Origin of the sequence: Pseudomonas spirodelae (genome assembly GCF_034653255.1) — a bacterium.
Taxonomy (GTDB): Bacteria; Pseudomonadota; Gammaproteobacteria; order Pseudomonadales; family Pseudomonadaceae; genus Aquipseudomonas; species Aquipseudomonas spirodelae.
Genome location: NZ_JAYEET010000009.1, coordinates 34,619 through 54,813, shown reverse-complemented (window position 1 = coordinate 54,813; position 20,195 = coordinate 34,619). Strand labels below are relative to the sequence as shown.

Sequence of the window (20,195 nt, the reverse complement as noted above, 5' to 3'; positions counted from 1 at the left end):
CTTAGGTCCTGGAGGTAAGTGCGATTATGTTTGGACGTCTTGGCAGGTTCTGCCTTGTGGGGTTTTGGTTGGTTTGCATGCCGCTGTCGGCAATGGCGGCGGAGCAGGATGGACAGCTCAGGGATCTCGCGCGGATTGCCCCAGGGCTTAACCAGCAGGCGTTGCGGCATGCCCTGGCGGCAATGCAGTGTGCGGTCAATCATGGCGCTGAACCGGCTCGGCGCCTCGCCGTGATCGATTATTCGCGCCCCTCCACCGAACGCCGTCTGTGGATCTTCGATCTGCAACGCAAGCGCCTCTTGCTGCGCGACTTTGTCGCCCATGGCCGCCAGTCGGGGGAGAACTTCGCCAAGAGCTTCTCGAATCGCCTGGGCAGTAACCAGAGCAGCCTCGGGCTGTTTCGTACCGCCGAAAGCTACCGCGGTAAGCACGGTTATTCCTTACGCATGGATGGCCTGGAGCCGGGGCTGAACGACTTGGCCCGTGAGCGTGCCATCGTCATTCACGGGGCGGACTATGTCAGCCCGCGCCTGGTGCAGAGCCAGGGGCGCATTGGCCGTAGCCTGGGGTGCCCGGCGGTGCGCCCCGAAGTGGCGCGCATGGTGGTCGACCAGCTCAAGGGTGGGCAGTTTCTCTTCGCCTGGCATTCCAATCAGCGCTGGTTGCAGGGCTCAGCGTATCTGGACTGCAAGCCCCAGCGGGTGGCAAGTACCCAGGCCCGCCAGCAGCGTTTGCCGCGCAGCTGAAACTCGCGGGGTGAGGCTATTTTTGCTCACTCTGCGGAGTGACCCGCAGCACTTCCTCGATAGTGGTCAGGCCGGCGGCGACCTTCTGCGCGCCAGACAGGCGCAGGCTGCGCATGCCCTCCTTGAAGGCATGCCGGCGTAGGGCAATCAGGTCAGTGTCGGCGGTGATCAGTGGCTTCATCGCATCATTAATCAGCATGATTTCATACACCCCGGCGCGGCCACGGTAGCCCGTGTCGCGGCACTCCAGGCAGCCCACAGCGCGGCAGGCCTGGGTCGGCATCGGTGCACTCCAGGGTTTGGTCAGGCTTTGCCAGTCTTCTTCATCCAGCTCCTGCGGGGCCTTGCAATGCGGGCACAGGGTGCGCACCAGGCGCTGGGCCATTACGCCGAGCAGGGTGGCCTTGAGCAGGTAGTGCGGCACGCCCAGTTCCAGCAGGCGGGTAATGGCGCTGGGTGCGTCGTTGGTGTGCAGGGTCGACAGTACCAGGTGGCCGGTCAGCGCCGCCTGGATCGCCATCTCGGCGGTTTCCAGGTCGCGGATTTCGCCAACCATGATGATGTCTGGGTCCTGACGCATCAGGGCGCGCACGCCGCTGGCGAAGGTCAGGTCGATATTGTGTTGCACCTGCATCTGGTTGAAGGCGCCTTCGATCATCTCGATTGGGTCTTCGATGGTGCACACGTTGACTTCCTGAGTCGCCAGTTGCTTGAGCGTGGTGTACAGCGTGGTGGTTTTGCCTGAACCAGTGGGGCCGGTGACCAGGATGATGCCGTTGGGCTGGCCCGTCATGCCTTGCCAGCGCCTCAGGTCGTCGGCGGAAAAGCCCAGCTGGTCGAAGCTTTTCAGCAGCACTTCGGGGTCGAAAATCCGCATGACCATTTTTTCGCCAAATGCCGTGGGCATGGTCGACAGGCGCAGCTCGACTTCACCACCGTCTGGGGTTTTGGTTTTGACCCGGCCATCCTGCGGTTTGCGTTTTTCCGCTACGTTCATCCGCCCGAGGCTTTTCAGGCGGCTGACGATGGCCATGGTCACCTGTGGCGGAAATTGATAGACGGTGTGCAGCACGCCGTCGATGCGAAAGCGCACGCTGCCCTGCTCGCGGCGCGGCTCGATATGAATATCACTGGCGCGCTGGGTAAAGGCGTACTGGAACAGCCAGTCGACGATATTGACGATATGCGCGTCGTTGGCGTCGGGCTCCTGATCCTGGGCGCCGAGGTTCAGCAGTTGCTCGAAGTTTCCGCTGCCGCTGATCTTCGTGTCGCCGGCCGAGGCGCCGCTGACCGACTTGGCCAGGCGGTAAAATTCCACGGTAAAGCGCTGAATATCCGCTGGGCTGGCTACCACGCGCTTGATTGGGCGCTTGAGTACATGGGTCAGGTTGGCTTCCCAGCTGTGCACCAGGGGTTGGCTGCTGGCGATGGTCACGCTGTCGCTATCCACCGCCACGGCGAGAATCTTGTGGCGCTGGGCGAAGGCGTAGGACATCAAGGGGGTAATGGCGGCGACATCGATTTTTAGCGGGTCGATGCGCAGAAAGGGTTGCCCGCATTGCTCTGCCAGCCAGCTAGACAGCCCTTCCAGTTCGAGTTTTTTACCCGGATGTTTGAGGTCATCGAGTTGTTGGGCGGCAAGAAACTCGAGCGGGTGTAGCTGGTTATTCACCGAGCTGCGGCGGATTGCCAGGCATTGTTCGGCACTGTCCTGATGGGTCCGGCCTTGGGCGACCAGCTCACGCAACAGGTCGGCGAGTTCCAGTTGGCGATCATGGGCGGACGAGACGAATACGGACATAAAACTCCCTGGCAATCCTGGTCACTAAGCAATGTCGGCAGCATGACGCCAAGTAGACGGACTGTCTGCCGACTTAATCCATTTTCGCGTGCTCATATCGAGTCACGGCTTGGTTAACGTCTCGCCCTCCGAGTCACGCCTGAGTGCGTGAGCCACAAGTGGCCTGCCGAGCTTGTTTTACCGCCGCCGGCGGTTGGTGAGCGGTTAGGCGCGCTTGAGGGTTTTGACCCCTTCGGCGGTGCCGAGCAGCAGCAGGTCGGCCGGGCGGGCGGCAAACAGACCATTGGTGACCACGCCGACGATGGCGTTGATCTGGCTTTCCAGCTCGGCCGGGTTGGTGATCGACAGGTTGAACACGTCGAGGATGATATTGCCGTTGTCGGTTACCACTCCCTCACGATACACGGGGTCGCCACCGAGCTTGACCAGTTGGCGGGCCACATGGCTGCGCGCCATCGGGATGACTTCCACCGGCAGCGGGAAGGCCCCCAGTAGTGGCACCAGTTTGCTGGCGTCGGCGATGCAGATAAAGGTTTGCGCCACGGCCGCGACGATCTTCTCGCGGGTCAGGGCTGCGCCGCCGCCCTTGATCAGGTTGAGGTGTTCGTCGCTCTCATCGGCGCCGTCGATATAAAATTCCAGATCGCTAACGCTGTTCAGCTCATACACCGGAATACCGTGGCCTTTGAGGCGTGCGGCGGTGGCTTCGGAGCTGGCCACGGCACCGTCGAATTCCATTTTGTGTTTGGCCAGGGCGTCGATAAAGCAGTTGGCGGTGGAGCCCGTGCCGACGCCGATCACACTCTTGGCGTCGAGCTTGGGCAGAATAAAGTCGACGGCAGCCTGGGCGACGGCTTGCTTGAGTTGATCTTGATTGAGCATGGGGCACCTGGCGTGGGAGTGAGGGGGCGAAATTATAGCGCGCCTGTGCCGCCAGTGAGCTGGCGGCCGGGAAATCCCCGGTGTTGTGTGGTCGTGCGGCGTGGCCCTGGGGTAGACTCGTTGGCTCCCCGAAAAGCCGCCTGCGATCACGCCATGCTCGAACAGTACGTTAAAAAGATCCTCACCTCGCGCGTCTACGACGTGGCGGTGGAAACCCCGCTGCACGCCGCGAACCAGCTTTCCGAGCGTCTGGGTAACCAGATTTTGCTCAAGCGCGAAGACCTGCAACCGGTGTACTCGTTCAAGATTCGTGGTGCCTACAACAAGCTGGCGCAGCTTTCGAGTGAGGAACAGGCGCGTGGCGTGGTCACCGCGTCGGCGGGTAACCATGCTCAGGGCCTGGCGCTGGCCGCCAAGGTGCTGGGGGTTAAAGCCACGATTGTGATGCCCAAGACCACCCCGGAGATCAAGGTGCAGGGCGTGCGCTCGCGCGGCGGCAAAGTGGTGTTGCACGGCGACAGCTTCCCTGAGGCGCTGGCCTATTCGCTGAAGCTGGTGGATGAGAAGGGCTACATCTATATCCACCCCTACGATGACCCGCACACCATCGCCGGCCAGGGCACCATCGCCATGGAAATTCTCCGTCAGCAACCCGGCAAGCTGGATGCGATCTTCGTCCCCGTCGGTGGCGGCGGGCTGATCGCTGGGATCGCCGCCTATGTGAAATACCTGCGCCCGGAAATCAAGATCATCGGCGTCGAACCGGATGACTCCAACTGCCTGCAGGCGGCCATGGCCGCTGGTGAGCGGGTGGTGTTGCCGCAAGTTGGGTTGTTTGCTGACGGCGTGGCCGTGGCGCAAATTGGCCAGCACACCTTCGATGTGTGCAAGGACCATGTCGATGAGGTGATCACCGTCAGCACTGACGAGATCTGCGCCGCAATTAAGGACATCTACGACGATACCCGCTCGATCACCGAACCTGCCGGCGCGCTGAGTGTGGCCGGGATTAAGAAGTACGTGGAGCGTGAAGGCTGCCGTGATCAGGTATTGGTCGGTATCGACTCCGGCGCTAACGTCAACTTCGACCGCCTGCGTCACGTGGCCGAACGTGCCGAGCTGGGTGAGAAGCGCGAAGCGATCATTGCCGTGACCATCCCTGAGCATCCGGGCAGCTTTAAGGCGTTTTGCGAGGCCATCGGCAAGCGCCAGATCACCGAGTTCAACTACCGTTTTCATCAGGACAAAGAGGCGCACATTTTTGTTGGCGTGCAGACTCATCCGGACAACGATCCGCGTGCAGCCCTGGTGCAGGGCCTGCGTGATCAAGGCTTCCCGGTGCTGGACCTGACCGATAACGAACTGGCCAAGCTGCATATCCGCCATATGGTCGGCGGCCACGCCGCAGCGGTGCCGGATGAATGTGTATTGCGCTTCGAGTTCCCTGAGCGCCCAGGTGCACTGTTTAATTTCTTACAAAAGCTTGGTGGTCGCTGGAACATCTCGATGTTCCACTATCGCAACCATGGTGCAGCCGATGGCCGCGTGGTGGCAGGCCTGCAGGTTCCCAGTGACGAGCGTCACCTGTTACCGGCGGCGCTTGACGCTATCGGTTACCGCTACTGGGATGAGAGCGACAACCCGGCGTACAAACTCTTTTTAGGTTAATCGGCAGGAGCTGAATCGATGGAACATTACCAACTGCTGAAAATTCTCCACAGTGCGCCCGGCGTGCTGTTGTTGCTCGGTGTTCTGGCGCATGTATTTATGCTCTGGAAAGCGGCGAAGGGCGGTGATGCGCTGGTGCTTCAGCGCAAGCTCAAGCGCACCCGGCTGATCAGCCTACCGGTATTCGGTCTGCTGGCCCTGAGCTTGCCGGTCAGTGGCTGGTGGATGGTCAATCTGGCGGGCTTCCCGCTGGGGCAAACCTGGTTGCTCGCCAGTAGCGTGCTGTTCGGCCTGCTGGTGCTGTTCGGCCTGCTGCTCAATGGCCGCCTGTCGGCCTGGCAGGCATTGGCCGATACAGCTCCGATCAAGCTGCTGCGCTTCTGTGCGTTGTATGCCGGGCTGATCGTGTTGCTGCTACTGGTGATCATGGGGCTGATGGGCGCCAAACCAGCCTGAATAACACCCAAATAAAAACGCCGCCTGATCAGGCGGCGTTTTTATTTGCAGCGGGCTTAGCGCAGCGAGATCACTGGCCAGCCGCGCTGTTCGGCTTCGGCGCGCAGCTTCGGGTCGGGGTCGACGGCAAACGGATGGCTGACCTGTTCCAGCAGTGGCAGGTCGTTCAGCGAGTCGCTGTAAAAATAGCTGTCGTGCAAGCTCAAGCCGGTTTCGCCGAGCCAGCGGTTGAGGCGAGTGACTTTGCCATCCTGAAAACATGGCACGTCAGTGGTGCGACCGGTGTAGCGGCCGTCGGCCATTTCACACTCAGTGGCGAGCAGGGTGTCGACACCCAGGCGCGCGGCAATTGGCGCAGTGACGAAGCGGTTGGTGGCGGTGATGATCAGCAGCTTGTCGCCGGCTTCGCGGTGCTCGGCGAGCAGGGCTTCGCCTTTGGCGAGAATGATCGGCTCAACGCAATCATGCATAAATTCGCGGTGCCACTGCTCAAGTTGCGCCATTTCCGTGCGGCCGAGGATTTCCAGGCTGAAATTCAGGTAGTCGGTGATGTTCAGGCGGCCGGCCAGGTAATCCTGGTAGAACTCATCATTGCGCGCCTTGTAGGCAATCCCGTCGAGGATGCCGCGCTCACACAGATAATCGCCCCAGGCGTGATCGCTGTCGCCGCCGAGTAGGGTGTTGTCGAGATCGAATAAAGCCAAACGCACAGGGCACCTATCTTCGCAAAGGTCTGAGAGGGCTGAGGATAACGGCTTTTAAAGGTCATTCCCATTACGCGACCCGCTCGCGTTGCTGCTGCGACGGCCTTTGTGGAACAATGCCAAAACATGCGTTTACGAGGTTGTGCGCCGTGATCGACTCTGATGGTTTTCGCCCTAATGTCGGCATCATTCTGACCAATGATGACGGCCAGGTGCTGTGGGCGCGTCGGATAAACCAGGACGCTTGGCAGTTCCCGCAAGGCGGGATTAATGACCATGAGTCGCCGGAAGACGCGTTGTACCGCGAATTGAACGAAGAAGTCGGCCTAGAGCAGCAGGATGTGAAAATTCTCGCCTGCACCCGGGGCTGGTTGCGTTATCGTTTGCCGCAGCGTTTGGTGCGCACGCACAGCCAGCCGCTGTGCATCGGGCAGAAACAGAAGTGGTTTCTCCTGCGCCTAACCGGTGCAGAAGACCGTGTGCGCATGGACCTGACCGGCAAACCGGAATTCGACGGTTGGCGTTGGGTCAGTTACTGGTACCCATTGGGCCAGGTGGTCACCTTCAAGCGCGAGGTTTACCGTCGCGCCTTAAAAGAACTCGCCCCACGCCTCTTGGCGCGGGACTGACACAGGCTAGAGCCAAACATGCTCAATACGCTGCGCAAGATTGTCCAGGAAGTAAATGCCGCCAAGGACCTCAAGGCGGCGCTGGGCATTATCGTGCAGCGAGTGCGCGAAGCCATGGGCAGCCAAGTCTGCTCGGTCTACCTGCTGGACCCGGAAACCAATCGCTTTGTGCTGATGGCCACCGAGGGCTTGAACAAGAAAGCCATCGGCAAGGTCAGCATGGCGCCCAACGAGGGCCTGGTCGGCTTGGTCGGCACCCGCGAAGAGCCACTCAACCTCGAACATGCTTCTGAACACCCGCGCTACCGCTACTTTGCTGAAACCGGCGAAGAGCGTTACGCCTCCTTCCTCGGCTCGCCGATCATCCACCACCGTCGGGTGATGGGTGTATTGGTCGTGCAGCAAAAAGAACGCCGACAGTTTGATGAGGGCGAAGAAGCCTTCCTGGTCACCATGAGTGCGCAGCTTGCCGGGGTTATCGCCCACGCTGAGGCCACCGGCTCAATCCGCGGCCTGGGGCGTCAGGGTAAGGGCATTCAGGAGGCCAAGTTCGTGGGTGTGCCGGGATCACCCGGTGCCGCTGTGGGTACGGCAGTGGTGGTGCTGCCACCGGCCGACCTGGATGTGGTGCCAGACAAATCCGTCGACGACATCGCGGCCGAGCTGACCCTGTTCAATAACGCCCTGGAAGGCGTGCGCAGCGACATGCGCGCGCTGTCGGCGAAGATGGCTACTCAGCTGCGCCCGGAAGAGCGCGCACTGTTCGATGTCTACCTGATGATGCTGGAAGACGCCGCCCTGGGTAACGAGGTGGTCAAGGTCATTCGTACTGGTCAATGGGCCCAGGGCGCACTGCGTCAGGTGGTTGGCGAGCACATCAACCGTTTCGAGTTGATGGACGACGCTTACTTGCGCGAGCGCGCCAGTGATGTCAAAGACCTCGGCCGGCGCTTGCTCGCCTATTTGCAGCAGGCGCGGCAGCAAACCCTGGTGTACCCAGACAACTGCATCCTGGTCAGCGAAGAGCTGTCGCCGGCGATGCTCGGCGAGGTGCCGGAAGGCAAGCTGGTCGGCCTGGTGTCGGTGCAGGGTTCGGGTAACTCGCATGTGGCGATTTTCGCCCGCGCCATGGGTATCCCCACTGTGATGGGTGCGGTTGACCTGCCGTATTCGAAGATCGATGGCATTCAGCTGATCGTCGACGGCTACCACGGTGAGGTCTTCACCAACCCCAGTGAAATATTGCGCAAGCAATACGCCGAAGTGGTTGAGGAAGAACGCCAGCTGGCTCAGGGCCTGGATGCATTGCGCGCCTTGCCCTGCGAAACCCTCGACGGCCACCGTATGCCGCTGTGGGTCAACACCGGCCTGCTCGCCGATGTGAAGCGCGCGCAAGAGCGCGGGGCTGAAGGTGTTGGCCTGTATCGCACCGAAGTGCCGTTTATGATCAAGGAGCGTTTCCCCAGCGAGAAGGAGCAGCTGGCGATTTACCGCGAGCAGTTGGTGGCCTTCCATCCGCTGCCGGTGACCATGCGCAGCCTGGATATCGGCGGCGACAAGGCGCTTAGCTATTTTCCGATCAAGGAAGACAACCCCTTCCTCGGTTGGCGCGGCATCCGTGTGACCCTCGATCACCCGGAAATCTTTCTGGTGCAGACCCGCGCCATGCTCAAGGCCAGCGAAGGCTTGAACAATCTGCGCATCCTGCTGCCGATGATTTCCGGCATTCAGGAGCTAGAAGAGGCGCTGCACTTGATTCACCGCGCCTGGGGCGAGGTACGCGATGAAGGCACCGACGTGCCGCTGCCGCCCATTGGCGTGATGATCGAGATTCCTGCGGCGGTTTATCAGGTGCGCGAGTTGGCGCGTCAGGTCGACTTCCTCTCGGTCGGCTCCAACGATCTGACCCAGTACTTGCTAGCCGTGGACCGTAACAATCCACGGGTGGCCGACCTCTATGACTTCCTCCACCCCGCCGTGCTGCAGGCGTTGCAGATCGTGGTGGCGGGCGGGCATGCCGAAGGCAAACCCGTGACCATTTGCGGCGAGATGGCCGGCGACCCGGCGGCGGCGGTATTGCTGATGGCCATGGGCTTCGATGGCCTGTCGATGAACGCCACCAACCTGCCCAAGGTGAAATGGCTGCTGCGGCAGATCAGCATGGGCAAGGCGCAGGAATTGCTCAGTCAGGTGATGAGCATTGACAGCCCGCAGGTGATCCACAGCACCTTGCAACTGGCCCTGCGCAACCTCGGCCTGGGTCGCATGATCAATCCGGCCTCAGATATTCAGGCCTAACATGCCTGGTGCTGCTGATGTCGATCAGCAGCTCAGCGCCACCTCGCCCAGATACGCCCCATTGACCCCAAAACTACGCTCCAGCAACTGGCGACTGCCGTCGGCATTGACGATCAATACCGTGCTGGCCCGTGTGCCGTAAGCCGGGCTGGCAATAAAGGCGCTGGACAGCAGACGTTCGCTCGTCAGGCCGATACCGGTTTGGGGCAGTTCAGTGTCTGCGGCTTGGGTTGGGTCTGCCAGCAGGCTGAGCAGGCGCTGCGGGTGTGGCGCCGGCAGTTCGCGTTGTAGCGCGTGTTTAGTTCGCAACAGCTTGGGCCAGGGCGTGTTTAGGTCGGCATTCGAGACCCCGTGCACGCCTTCAGCCAATGCAGTGGCGCGCTGCTCTTGGGAGTTGAAATGCCAGAGCTGCTGGCTATCACCCAGCAGCAGATTGAAACCGCTGTAGTTCGAACTCTGCGCCTTCAGGTGCTGAAGGAAGTCGGCGGTATTCAGCTCGCCGCCCAGAAAGGCCAGCGGCAGTTCGCCCCGCGAGCGTGCGCCCTGGGGCAGGCTCAGGTTGCGAATGTTGGTGATGGCAGCAAAGCGTCCGTTCGGGCCAACCCCCAGCCAGGTACCACCGGCTTGCACGTCACGCCCGGCAAACACCCCTGGCGCCTCGGGCCACTCGGCCAGTGGCTGGCTCGGCCTGGCATAAAACTCATCACGGTTAGCCGCGACCAGCAGCGGCTGGGCATGACCGGGTCGCCACGCCAGAACAATCAGGCACATGGCTTAACTCCTCAATTTCGCCAGTACCCCGGCGCTATCCAGCTCAGGGTCCATGTACAGGCGTACCTTGCGCGCACCGCACCCCAGGCCAAGCTCCAGTAAAATGCGCTCCTCGACCTGCGACAGGCCACCTTCCAGGCGCTCCAGTGGTTGGATCAGCAACTGTGGTGGCACGCTCAGGCGCAAGAAACGCTTGGGCAGCAGTTCAGCAAGAGCGCGCTGCAGCAGGTGCTCGGCCGCGGCAAAATCCGCCACCAGCAAGCGTTGACTGCTGAACGGCGGATCGGCTTGCAGGTGCAGCTCGCGGCCACTTTGCAGGTGCGTCAGGTGCATCTGGTTACAGCTCAACTTGAGGTACAGGGTCGGGCGCACAGTGCTCTATTCCTTAGAGAGTTCTGGCACTGTACGCAAAGCCCACGAGGACATCCATCGCCCGAAGTAGAGTCCGGCCCTGTGCATCCGTTACCATGCGGGATTGTTTGCGGGGGTGCTGATGGAACTGTTGCTGTATTTAGTTTTGGGGGCTGCTGCTGGAACCCTGGCCGGTTTATTCGGCGTGGGTGGCGGCATCATTATCGTGCCGGTACTGGTGTTGAGTTTTGCCGCGCAGGGGTTCGATGCGGCGGTCTTGACGCACTTGGCGGTCGGCACGTCGCTGGCGACGATTATCTTCACGTCGATCAATTCGGTGCTCGAACACCAGCGTAAAGGTGCGGTGCTGTGGCCGGTGTTTGCCTGGATGACCCTGGGCATTTTGTTCGGCGCCGCCATTGGCGCGATGACCGCAGCGGCCATCCAGGGGCCAATGCTGCAGAAGATCATCGGCGTATTCGCGATCATCATTGCCATACAGATGGCCTTGGAGCTGAAACCCAACCCCAGCCGTACGGTCCCAGGCAAGCCGGGCTTGACCCTGGCGGGCGTGGTGATTGGCTGGGCGTCGGCGATTTTTGGCATCGGTGGTGGTTCACTCAGCGTGCCGTTCCTGACCTGGCGCAGCGTGCCCATGCAGAAAGCCGTGGCGACCTCTTCAGCCTGTGGCCTGCCGATTGCCGTAGCCAGCGCCCTGAGCTTTATCTGGCTGGGCTGGGATAAACCTGAGTTGCCTGAGTGGAGCCTGGGGTTTGTTTACCTGCCAGCGCTGGTCGGGATTGCCATTCCCAGCATGTTCTTTGCCCGTGTGGGTGCCCGCTTGGCGCACAAGCTGTCGCCGCGCCTGCTAAAGCGTCTGTTTGCTCTGCTGTTGTTCAGCGTGGGCCTGAGTTTTCTGATTTGAGGAATTGAAATGCTGCCTTACCCGCAGATCGACCCTGTTGCACTGGCCCTGGGCCCGCTGAAAATTCATTGGTACGGCCTGATGTACCTCATTGGCATTGGCGGTGCGTGGTGGCTGGCCTCGCGCCGGGTTAACGCTTTTGCGCCGAGCTGGAATAAGGAAAAACTCTCCGATCTGGTGTTTTGGGTGGCCATGGGGGTGATTCTTGGTGGGCGCTTGGGCTACGTGCTGTTCTACGACTTGGCGGCTTATATCGCCGAACCGATTCGCATGCTGCGCATCTGGGAAGGCGGCATGTCGTTCCATGGCGGTCTAATCGGCGTGATGCTGGCGACCTGGTGGTTCGGCAAGCGCAACAACAAGAGCTTCTTCGAACTGATGGACTTTATCGCGCCGCTGGTGCCGATCGGCCTTGGGGCGGGGCGCATCGGTAACTTCATTAATGCCGAGCTGTGGGGCAAAGCGACCGACTTGCCATGGGCAATGGTCTTCCCCACCGATCCGCAGCAACTGGCGCGGCATCCCTCGCAGCTGTACCAGTTCGCCCTGGAAGGCGTGGCGCTGTTTGCCATCCTCTGGTTCTACTCGCGCAAACCGCGGCCGACCATGGCGGTCTCTGGCATGTTCGCCATGTGCTACGGGATCTTCCGCTTTATCGTCGAATTTGTCCGCGTGCCGGATGCCCAGCTCGGCTACCTGGCTGGTGGCTGGCTGACCATGGGCCAGGTGCTCTGCGTACCGATGGTGCTCGGCGGCCTGGGTCTGATTGCCTATGCCTACAAACGTCAGGCTGCACAGGAGGCCGCGCAATGAAACAGTACCTCGACTTAATGCGCTTGGTGCGCGAGACCGGCACCTTCAAGAGTGACCGCACCGGCACCGGCACCTACAGCATTTTTGCCCATCAGATGCGCTTCAACTTGGCCGATGGCTTCCCGCTGGTGACCACCAAGAAGTGCCACCTGAAATCGATCATCCACGAGCTGCTGTGGTTCCTTCAGGGCGACACCAACATCAAGTACCTGAAGGACAACGGTGTGCGTATCTGGGACGAGTGGGCCGACGAAAACGGCGACCTCGGCCCGGTCTACGGTTACCAGTGGCGCAGCTGGCCGGCGCCGAACGGCGAGTCGATTGACCAGATCAGCAAGCTGATCGAGATGATCAAGACGAATCCGGACTCGCGCCGCTTGATCGTTTCGGCCTGGAACCCGGCGCTGGTCGAGCAGATGGCGCTGCCGCCGTGCCATGCGCTGTTCCAGTTCTATGTGGCCGACGGCAAGCTCAGCTGCCAGCTGTATCAGCGCTCGGCGGACATCTTCCTGGGGGTGCCGTTCAACATTGCCAGCTATGCCTTGCTGACCCTGATGGTCGCTCAGGTCTGTGGTTTGCAGCCCGGTGACTTTATCTGGACCGGCGGCGACTGCCACCTGTACGCCAACCATATCGAGCAGACCGACCTGCAGCTGAGCCGCGAGCCGCTGCCGCTGCCGACCATGAAGATCAACCCCGAGGTGAAGGACATTCTGGCCTTCAAATTCGAGGACTTCGAACTGCTGGGTTACCAGGCGCATCCGCACATCAGTGCGCCGGTGGCGGTCTGATCACGGGTTGAGACGGCTGTATTTGTTACCCTGAGGTGTCTTTCAGTTGGGGGAATAACGCATGCCGAGAGTTCTGATCGCCTTGTGGTTGATGCTGCTGGGTTTCAATGCAGCGGCCGCTGAGCCAAATGAACCGGTCCTGCGGGTGGGCATCAGCGAGGTGCCGCCATTCGTGATCAAAGAGCCGGATGGCAGCTGGCGCGGCATCAGTATCGATTTGTGGCGCACGGTGGCCAGCGCTGCGGGCTACCGTTTCGAACTGCTGCCCATGCCGTTCGAGCGCCTGCTGCCGAGCCTGGAAGAGGACCAGTTGGACGTGGTGGTTGGCGCGCTAACCATGACCGCCGAGCGTGAAGAGCGCTTCGACTTCACCCACCCTTTTTACCGCACCGGCCTGGCCATTGGCGTACAGCGTGATGGCGACAAAAGTGGCTGGATGGCACTCAGAGGGCTGTTGTCTTGGCAGTTTCTCAGCCTGATCGCCGGTTTGGCCGTGTTGTTGCTGTTGGTCGGGGCGTTGCTCTGGCTGTTTGAGCGGCGCAATAACCAGGAGCAGTTTGGCGGTACCCCGGTGCAAGGCCTGGGCTCCAGTTTCTGGTGGGCAGCCGTCACCATGACCACCGTCGGCTATGGCGATAAAGCGCCGGTCACCCTAGGCGGGCGTTTGGTCGGGCTGGTATGGATGTTTGCCGGTTTGATCATGGTGTCGACCTTCACCGCTGCGGTTGCCAGCATGCTGACTGTGGGTAACCTGCAGGGGGGTATTCAGGGGCCGGAAGACTTGCGCCGTGCCCATGTGGCCAGTGTCGACAACACATCCGGCGCGCTCTATTTGGAGAGCCAGCGCATTCGCCACAGTAATTACCCCAACCTGATGACTGCCATGCAGGCGGTCCAGCAGGGTGAAGCGGAGGCGGTGGTGTATGACTTGCCGATCATGCAGTACCGCAATGGCGAGCTGAATCAAGGCGGCCTGCGTCTGCTGACCGGTACGTTCGAGAACCAGTCCTACGCGTTTGCGCTGGCCAGTGGCAGCCCTTACCGCGAACCCATCAACCTGGAGCTGTTGCGCGCCCTTGGCGAAGACGAGTGGCGTCAGGTGCAGCGGCTGTATCTGGGCGAGCCCTGAGCCAGGGCTGCTATTGGCTGTTTAGCAGCGTGGCGGCCAGTGTGTTGAGCTGCATTTCCCGCTCGCTCTGCTGAAGCTCGGCGCCAGGGTTGAGCGATGACCATTCGGGGTGAGCGCGGGCTTTGTGCAGGGCGTCCGGCAGCTTGCCTTCGCGCCAGCTGGCGTCCTGCGGCGCGGCCAGGTTGATGGCCTCGACGGCTGCATGACCGCGGGCTTCCAGTGCTTGCAGCAGCAGTTGCTGGCGCAGGGCGAGCAGACGCAGCACGGCATCGTCCACGCTCAGTTCGCGCTGGCCTTTGAGTTTGCCTTTCAGCCGTGCGCCGTAGTTGCGTAAGGTTTGTGCGCTGCCGCCGATCAGCGCGCCGAGAGCCGCGGCGGCGCCCAGGGTGATACCGCCAACCAGCAGATCAACACCCACGCCGGTAGCGGCGCCTGCCGCCATACCGCCGCCGACTTTGACGCCAAGCTGCTTGAGGGTTTCTGGATTAAACAGATCGTCGCCCCAGCGGCCGTCGAGCAAGGGCAGGTCAGCGGCCTTGGCATCATCCTTACGGAAACCATACAGGCGCAGTAAAGCCTCCACGCAGCCTTGCTCGCGCTGGCGAATGCTCTGGTGCAGGTCACGGATCGCTTCTTGTTCCTGCTGGCCTTGCACCGCCACGCTGCGGCGGCAGGCCGCGCAATCGAGGAGCAACTCCGCGATCAGCCGTGCGCCGCAGCTGCGGCGCAGTTGCCGTTGCGTCTGGTGGTCATCGATCAGCCGTTGCAGTTGCGGCCGGGCTTTTTCCAGCAGCAGGGCGAGGCTGTCATACAGGCGGCGTTCGCCATCCAGCGGCGGCGCTACGCTGTCGAAGCACACCAGTGCATGCAGGCCCAGGCGAGCCAAGGCGTCGCGCCAGTCCTGCTCGCGGTGCTGGCGGCTGCTGACGAAATTCAGCACTGGTAACAGTGGCCGGCCGCACATGCTCAGCACGGCCAGCTCATCGCGGTATTTGGCCAGTACCGGCTCGCGGGCGTCGATCACATACAGGCCGGCGTCGGAGGCGAGCAGTTGCCGCAGCACCTTGGCTTCCTGTTCGAAGCGTTGACGTGCTTCGCTGCCGTCGAGGAAGCGCGTCAGTCGCGCGGGGCCGTCCAGGCGTTCACCGGGGCGATCCAGGCGCTCGAGATAATCGAGCAGGGCGATGGCGTCTTCCAGGCCCGGCGTGTCGTACAGCTCCAGCAACGCTTGGCCGTCTACTGACAGGCGCGCCCCCTCGACATGCTGGGTGGTGCTGGGGCGATGCGAGACTTCGCCGAAACCGACGTCGCGGGTCAGGGTGCGCAGCAACGAGGTTTTGCCAACATTGGTGTGGCCAACCACGGCCAGTTTCAGTGGTTTAGTCATGGCCATGCTCCAGCCAGCTGAGTGGCAGGCTGTCGCTATGCGGCAGTTGCAGGTGCTCCAGTGCGCGGTGCCAATCGCCCAAACGGGCGCTGTCGAGGGCTTCACCCGGCGCCGGCGGCAACAGCCAGATACGCGTACTGCCTGCCGTGCGCGCCAGCTCGCCGAGCAGCGCCAGGCTGCCGCGGTCTGGCGAGCGGCGAGGGTCACAGGCAATCAGCAGGCGTGCCGGAGGAAAGCGGCTGAGTTGCTCGAGTAACTGTTTGCGTTGTTCGCGGCTGTCGATCACGCCGGCCTGGCCGATGCTTTTGGGCAGCGCGGGGGGCCAACTGCGTTGTGGGTCCAGCTCGACCCCCACGAGCAGTGCGCCCTGAGTGTCGAATGGGTGATGGCCGGCCTGGGGCTGATGCAGCTGCATGGGCGCGGCATCACATACGCCGAGGCGTTCGCTGCTCGGTTGCAGGCGCTCACGCAGCAGGCTGTAACCGGGCAAGTTGAGATCCAGGCTCAGCGCGGCGCAGCCACGTCGCCAGCGCCACAGGCAAAACAACAACAATCCCAAACGCGGCAGCAGACCGTACACCACCAGTACGCCGACCAGCCAACTGGCCCAGCTCAGCCGCGCGCTTTCATTGGCCAGCGGGCTGTCGCTGCTGGCGCGGATCAGCTCGGCATCTGGCAGGCTGAAGCCGAGCAGCGCCGGCAGGCTGCCGAGGGCTTGGGTTAGGGCGATAAAACTGTTTCCGCCGAGCAGGGTACTTTCCCAAACAAAGCCGTAACGCCGAGTAGCCAGTAAGACCAGCAGGGTTAGCAGCGCAGTGAGCAGGGTCAGCAGCCAGAAGCCGTGCACCAGAATGCCCAGGCCCCAGCGGCTTAGGCGTTGGCGTTGCAGCATCAGCAGTAATGCCGGTGCCAGCTGCGCCGCCTGCGCATCGCGGGCGAGCTTGGCACTCAGCCACAACCACAGATGCCCGAGTGCGCCGGTACTGTCACGGCTCAGCAGCAAGCCCATCGCCCAGCCAAATAGCAGGATTAGGTTGAGCCCGAGCAGGCTGCCCAGGGCCCAGAACACATTGACCGGGCGCAAACCGTCACCCAAGGCCGCCACTGCCAGGCCGCTGCCACTGAGGATGGCCAGCAGTAACAGCAACAGCCCGGCCAGGCGTGCACCGTGCAGCCAATGCTGCAGCGCTGATACCTGGCCGTCGCGTTCACCCAGCAGCCAGGCGCGGGTTTGGATGCGCTCGCTGAGCGTGCCGCCCTGGGTCTGGGCACGGCGATTGGCCTCGCTGTCTTCCAGTGGCCCGGCATGCGCTTCACGCAGGCGGATGGTTTCGCTTAGCCAGAGGCGCTGCAGGCGGCTGGGTGTGGGGGTATCGAGTGGGCGCACGCGATGTTCCGTTAGGGAGTGGTAAACAGAGGATAACCTCAGCCGCTGGTGTATGGCACAGTTGTGCGCGTGTACGCAGGCGGCCAGTCCAGCTAGGCTGGTGCAAGCATAGTGGTGGTCTGTCCCGGTGATGGCCCCATGGATGAATAACAATAAAAAGCGAGTGCCATCGTGAAGTTACCGCACCTGGAGTGGGTTAATGAGGATTCACCGTACCTGCGTCAGCATCAGCAGGGCTTTCGGTCGCTGAGTTTTGACGGCGAGTTGGAGCAGGCGTTCAAGCGTTATCACGCCAATGTGTTCCTGCGCCGTATGCGCTGGGCGCTGCTGGTGGCGACACTACTGGCGCTGCTGTTTGTGCTGCTGGATGCGATCAACATGCCCGACCCGCTGCGCGGTCAAGTCCTCGCGCTGCGCCTGGGGGTGATTCAACCGCTGCTGTTACTGGCCTGGCTGGCGACCTATCGGCGTGGTCTGCGTGATCATCTGCAGCTGATTGGCGGCACCGTGGCGTTGCTCTGCGGGCTGGCGGTGGCGGCCATTATCGGCTTGGCGCGCTATCACAACTTCGCCCTGCCTTATGAAGGCATCATCCTGGTCACGGTGTTCTTCTATTTCCTCACCGGATTGCGTTTTAGCACGGCCGTGCTGTGCGGCTGGCTGACCTTTTTTGTTTACCTGATGGTGGAGCTGAGTGTTGGTTTGACCGGTGAATGGCTGGTGAGCAATGCCCTGTTCCTGGTGTTGGCCAATGTCATCGGTTCGGTGGGCTGTTACTCGCTGGAATACGCCACCCGGCAGAATTTCCTCGCTCATGGCTTGCTGCAGGACCTGGCAGAAAAGGACTTTCTGACCGGGCTGCTCAACCGCCGTGCCTTCACCGAGCGCGCCGAACGCAGCTGGCGTCAGGCGCAGCGAGAAAAACAGGCGCTGGGTGTGGTGATGATGGATATCGACTTCTTCAAGCGCTACAACGATCACTACGGCCACGCCGCCGGTGATGAGGCGCTGCGTCAAGTCGCCCGGGTGATCGGCGAGCATGCCCGGCGGCCGTTGGACTGTGCTGCGCGTTATGGCGGCGAGGAGTTTGTCGGGGTTTGGTATGGCCTGGGTGAAGAGCAGTTGCTGGCCATTTTGCAGGACATCTGCCATGCGACCGAGGCGCTGGCGCTGAGCCATGCCCATTCGGATGCCGCTGGGGTGGTCACACTCAGCATCGGTCTGGCCTACCTGACGCCGCAGCCGCACCAGAGTTTGGCGGATGCCTTGCGTTTGGCGGATGTCGCCCTCTATCTGGCCAAGGAGCAGGGGCGCAACCGTGTGGTGGGCAAGCGCTAGGCGGGTGAACGCAGGCAAGGCTTCAATGATCGCTGTGCAGGCGGTATTCTCGCCGCTATGAAAAATTCCCTGCCCCTCTGCCTGATTGCGGCCCTCGCGGAAAACTGCGTGATCGGCCGCGATAACCAATTGCCCTGGCACTTGCCAGCGGACCTCAAACACTTCAAGGCCATGACCTTGGGTAAGCCGATCATCATGGGTCGCAAAACCTGGGACTCACTCGGCCGGCCGCTGCCGGGCCGCCTCAACCTAGTGGTCAGCCGCCAGCCCGGTTTGCAACTGGAGGGGGCGGAAGTGTTCGCCAGCCTGGAGGCCGCAATGGAGCGTGCCGAGGTCTGGGCCCGCGCCAATGCTGCCGATGAACTGATGCTGATCGGCGGCGCGCAACTGTATGAGCTGGGCTTGGCTCAGGCCGCGCGGTTGTACCTGACGCGTGTTGCGCTCAGCCCGGAGGGCGACGCCTATTTCCCTGAGCTAAGCCCGGCGCAGTGGCAGCTCAGCGAACAGGCCACCCATGCCGCGACGGCTGAAACCCCGGCCTATGTCTTCGAGACGTGGCAGCGCGCCTAGCGCACAAGCCCAACGGCTGCTCCCCAAGCTAGAAAGTAAAACGCCACCTGTGTAGGTGGCGTTTTGCGTTAGGCGATCGGTTTAGGCGTTCGCTTTGCGTTCAGGCAAAAACCAGTTCATCAGCAGGGCGCAGATACCGCCGGTGGCCACGCCGGACTCCAGTACATTGCGCAGGGCCGCTGGCATGTGCGCGAGGAATTCCGGCACCTGCGACACACCCAGGCCGAGGGCCAGGGACACCGAGATGATCAGCAGGGCGCGGCGATCCAGTTGCACGCCGGCAATGATGTTGATCCCTGCGGCAGCGACTGCGCCGAACATCACCAGTGCCGCGCCACCCAGTACCGGCTCTGGTACGGCTTGAATCACCCCGGCCACGCTGGGGAACAGGCCGAGAATCACCAGCATCGCTGCAATCCACAGGCCGATGTGGCGGCTGGCGATGCCGGTCAGCTGAATAACCCCGTTGTTCTGGGCAAACACCGAGCTGGGGAAGGTGTTGAACAGCCCGGCCAGCAACGAGTTGGCGCCGTTGACCAGTACGCCGCCCTTGATCCGCTGCATCCACAGCGGGCCTTCGACCGGCTGGCGGGAGATTTTGCTGGTGGCGGTGACATCGCCAATCGCTTCTAGGGACGTCACTAGGTAGATCACCAACATGGGGATGAACAGGCTCCAGGAAAAGCTCAGACCAAAATGCAGCGGCATCGGCACCTGGAACAGCTCGGCCTCATGCATGCCGGTAAAGTCCAGACGACCGAGGTAGCCGGCCAGGGCATAGCCAACCGCCAGGGCGATGACGATGGCGCAGCTGCGCATCCACACCAGTGGAATACGGTTGAGCACCACGATCACCCCCAGCACCACGCCGGACAGCATCAGGTTTTCAGCGTTGGCAAACGTGCCGTCGGCCATCGCCGAGAAACCGCCGCCCATGCTGATCAAGCCCACTTTAATCAGGGTCAGACCAATCATCAGCACCACGATGCCGGTGACCAGCGGCGAGATAAGCCGTTTGACGAAGGGCAGGATGCGCGACACGCCCATTTCGACAAACGAGCCAGCGATCACCACACCGAAAATCGCCGCCATCACGGCTTCCACGGGCGTGCCTTGCTGCACCATCAATGCGCCACCGGCAATCAGCGGGCCGACAAAATTGAAACTGGTGCCTTGCACGATTAGTAGCCCGGCACCGAAGGGGCCAAAGCGTTTGCATTGAACAAAGGTGGCGATGCCGGAAATCACCAGCGACATCGAGACGATCAGGTTGGTGTCGCGCGCCGAAACGCCCAGCGCCTGGCAGATCAGCAGGCCCGGGGTGACGATCGGTACGATGATCGCCAGCAGATGCTGCAAGGCCGCCAGCAGGCTGATCAGCGGCTTGGGACGGTCTTCCAGGCCGAACACCAGTTCGTCGGTGACGGGCGGCTTTTCGAGTGCGCTCATGGTGGTGCTCCGGAAAAAAGAGCGCGATTCTACTGAGCAATACCCGTCACGCCCAGCGCTGGCTGCTAATAGCGCGGTCGTGGTGGGTTACAGTTCATAA

19 protein-coding genes are annotated in these 20,195 nt (G+C 61.8%); 11 read left to right on the top strand and 8 right to left on the bottom strand.

Annotation, left to right across the window (positions count from 1 at the left end):
* Positions 1–26: 26 nt before the first annotated feature.
* Complete coding sequence (locus tag SOP97_RS03875) at positions 27–746, top strand: murein L,D-transpeptidase catalytic domain family protein (protein ID WP_411912020.1); 720 nt, start codon at positions 27–29, stop codon at positions 744–746.
* A 16-nt stretch (positions 747–762) separates the two neighbouring features.
* Here the strand turns inward: SOP97_RS03875 and SOP97_RS03870 are convergent, their stop codons facing one another.
* Both SOP97_RS03870 and rpiA read right to left on the bottom strand, forming a co-directional pair.
* A complete protein-coding gene (locus SOP97_RS03870) occupies positions 763–2,547 on the bottom strand; it encodes a GspE/PulE family protein (protein ID WP_274087121.1) in 1,785 nt (594 codons plus the stop codon).
* A 204-nt stretch (positions 2,548–2,751) separates the two neighbouring features.
* Positions 2,752–3,429, bottom strand: a complete 678-nt coding sequence (rpiA, locus tag SOP97_RS03865; protein ID WP_322948262.1) for a ribose-5-phosphate isomerase RpiA — start codon at positions 3,427–3,429, stop codon at positions 2,752–2,754.
* Positions 3,430–3,582: 153 nt separating this feature from the next.
* Here rpiA and ilvA point away from each other — a divergent pair, with 153 nt between their 5' ends.
* Both ilvA and SOP97_RS03855 read left to right on the top strand, forming a co-directional pair.
* Complete coding sequence (ilvA, locus tag SOP97_RS03860; protein ID WP_411912022.1) at positions 3,583–5,097, top strand: threonine ammonia-lyase, biosynthetic; 1,515 nt, start codon at positions 3,583–3,585, stop codon at positions 5,095–5,097.
* An 18-nt stretch (positions 5,098–5,115) separates the two neighbouring features.
* Positions 5,116–5,553, top strand: a complete 438-nt coding sequence (locus SOP97_RS03855; protein ID WP_322948260.1) for a DUF2269 family protein — start codon at positions 5,116–5,118, stop codon at positions 5,551–5,553.
* A gap of 56 nt (positions 5,554–5,609) precedes the next feature.
* On the opposite strand, the gene SOP97_RS03850 is transcribed toward SOP97_RS03855, so the two are convergent.
* Positions 5,610–6,263, bottom strand: coding sequence for a histidinol-phosphatase (locus tag SOP97_RS03850; RefSeq protein ID WP_274087125.1), 654 nt, complete (start codon positions 6,261–6,263; stop codon positions 5,610–5,612).
* 143 nt (positions 6,264–6,406) lie between these two features.
* On the opposite strand from SOP97_RS03850, the gene SOP97_RS03845 reads away from it, so the two are divergent.
* Positions 6,407–6,886 carry an RNA pyrophosphohydrolase gene (locus SOP97_RS03845; RefSeq protein ID WP_274087126.1) on the top strand — a complete coding sequence of 160 codons (480 nt, stop codon included), beginning with the start codon at positions 6,407–6,409 and terminating at the stop codon, positions 6,884–6,886.
* An 18-nt stretch (positions 6,887–6,904) separates the two neighbouring features.
* Positions 6,905–9,184, top strand: coding sequence for a phosphoenolpyruvate--protein phosphotransferase (gene ptsP / locus SOP97_RS03840; RefSeq protein WP_274087127.1), 2,280 nt, complete (start codon positions 6,905–6,907; stop codon positions 9,182–9,184).
* 24 nt (positions 9,185–9,208) lie between these two features.
* Here ptsP and SOP97_RS03835 read toward each other — a convergent pair whose 3' ends face one another.
* Together SOP97_RS03835 and SOP97_RS03830 are read right to left on the bottom strand one after the other, a co-directional pair.
* The gene (locus SOP97_RS03835) at positions 9,209–9,955 is read right to left on the bottom strand and encodes an NRDE family protein (protein WP_322948259.1); all 747 of its coding nucleotides are present in this window, start codon (positions 9,953–9,955) and stop codon (positions 9,209–9,211) included.
* Positions 9,956–9,958: 3 nt separating this feature from the next.
* Complete coding sequence (locus SOP97_RS03830; RefSeq protein ID WP_322948258.1) at positions 9,959–10,327, bottom strand: hypothetical protein; 369 nt, start codon at positions 10,325–10,327, stop codon at positions 9,959–9,961.
* Between the two features lie 121 nt (positions 10,328–10,448).
* Here SOP97_RS03830 and SOP97_RS03825 point away from each other — a divergent pair, with 121 nt between their 5' ends.
* The 4 genes from SOP97_RS03825 to SOP97_RS03810 all read left to right on the top strand — a co-directional run bounded on the left by SOP97_RS03825 (position 10,449) and on the right by SOP97_RS03810 (position 13,964).
* On the top strand, positions 10,449–11,231 hold the full coding sequence (locus SOP97_RS03825; protein WP_274087130.1) for a sulfite exporter TauE/SafE family protein: 783 nt from the start codon (positions 10,449–10,451) through the stop codon (positions 11,229–11,231).
* A gap of 9 nt (positions 11,232–11,240) precedes the next feature.
* Positions 11,241–12,044, top strand: a complete 804-nt coding sequence (gene lgt / locus SOP97_RS03820; protein WP_322948257.1) for a prolipoprotein diacylglyceryl transferase — start codon at positions 11,241–11,243, stop codon at positions 12,042–12,044.
* Complete coding sequence (locus SOP97_RS03815) at positions 12,041–12,835, top strand: thymidylate synthase (protein ID WP_322948256.1); 795 nt, start codon at positions 12,041–12,043, stop codon at positions 12,833–12,835. Before lgt ends, SOP97_RS03815 begins: the two co-directional genes overlap by 4 nt.
* Positions 12,836–12,896: 61 nt before the next feature.
* Positions 12,897–13,964 (top strand): transporter substrate-binding domain-containing protein, encoded by a 1,068-nt coding sequence (locus tag SOP97_RS03810; protein ID WP_322948255.1) that lies wholly within the window; start codon positions 12,897–12,899, stop codon positions 13,962–13,964.
* Between the two features lie 10 nt (positions 13,965–13,974).
* Here SOP97_RS03810 and SOP97_RS03805 read toward each other — a convergent pair whose 3' ends face one another.
* Together SOP97_RS03805 and SOP97_RS03800 are read right to left on the bottom strand one after the other, a co-directional pair.
* The gene (locus SOP97_RS03805) at positions 13,975–15,351 is read right to left on the bottom strand and encodes a DUF3482 domain-containing protein (RefSeq protein WP_322948254.1); all 1,377 of its coding nucleotides are present in this window, start codon (positions 15,349–15,351) and stop codon (positions 13,975–13,977) included.
* Complete coding sequence (locus SOP97_RS03800) at positions 15,344–16,738, bottom strand: DUF2868 domain-containing protein (protein WP_322948253.1); 1,395 nt, start codon at positions 16,736–16,738, stop codon at positions 15,344–15,346. The genes SOP97_RS03805 and SOP97_RS03800 overlap by 8 nt, the downstream gene beginning before the upstream one ends.
* A 171-nt stretch (positions 16,739–16,909) precedes the next feature.
* Between SOP97_RS03800 and SOP97_RS03795 the strand changes: the two genes are divergently transcribed.
* Complete coding sequence (locus SOP97_RS03795; protein ID WP_322948252.1) at positions 16,910–18,076, top strand: GGDEF domain-containing protein; 1,167 nt, start codon at positions 16,910–16,912, stop codon at positions 18,074–18,076.
* Between the two features lie 57 nt (positions 18,077–18,133).
* Positions 18,134–18,646, top strand: a complete 513-nt coding sequence (locus tag SOP97_RS03790) for a dihydrofolate reductase (protein WP_322948251.1) — start codon at positions 18,134–18,136, stop codon at positions 18,644–18,646.
* A gap of 81 nt (positions 18,647–18,727) precedes the next feature.
* Here SOP97_RS03790 and SOP97_RS03785 read toward each other — a convergent pair whose 3' ends face one another.
* Positions 18,728–20,095, bottom strand: a complete 1,368-nt coding sequence (locus SOP97_RS03785; protein ID WP_322948250.1) for a nucleobase:cation symporter-2 family protein — start codon at positions 20,093–20,095, stop codon at positions 18,728–18,730.
* Positions 20,096–20,195 lie beyond the last annotated feature (100 nt).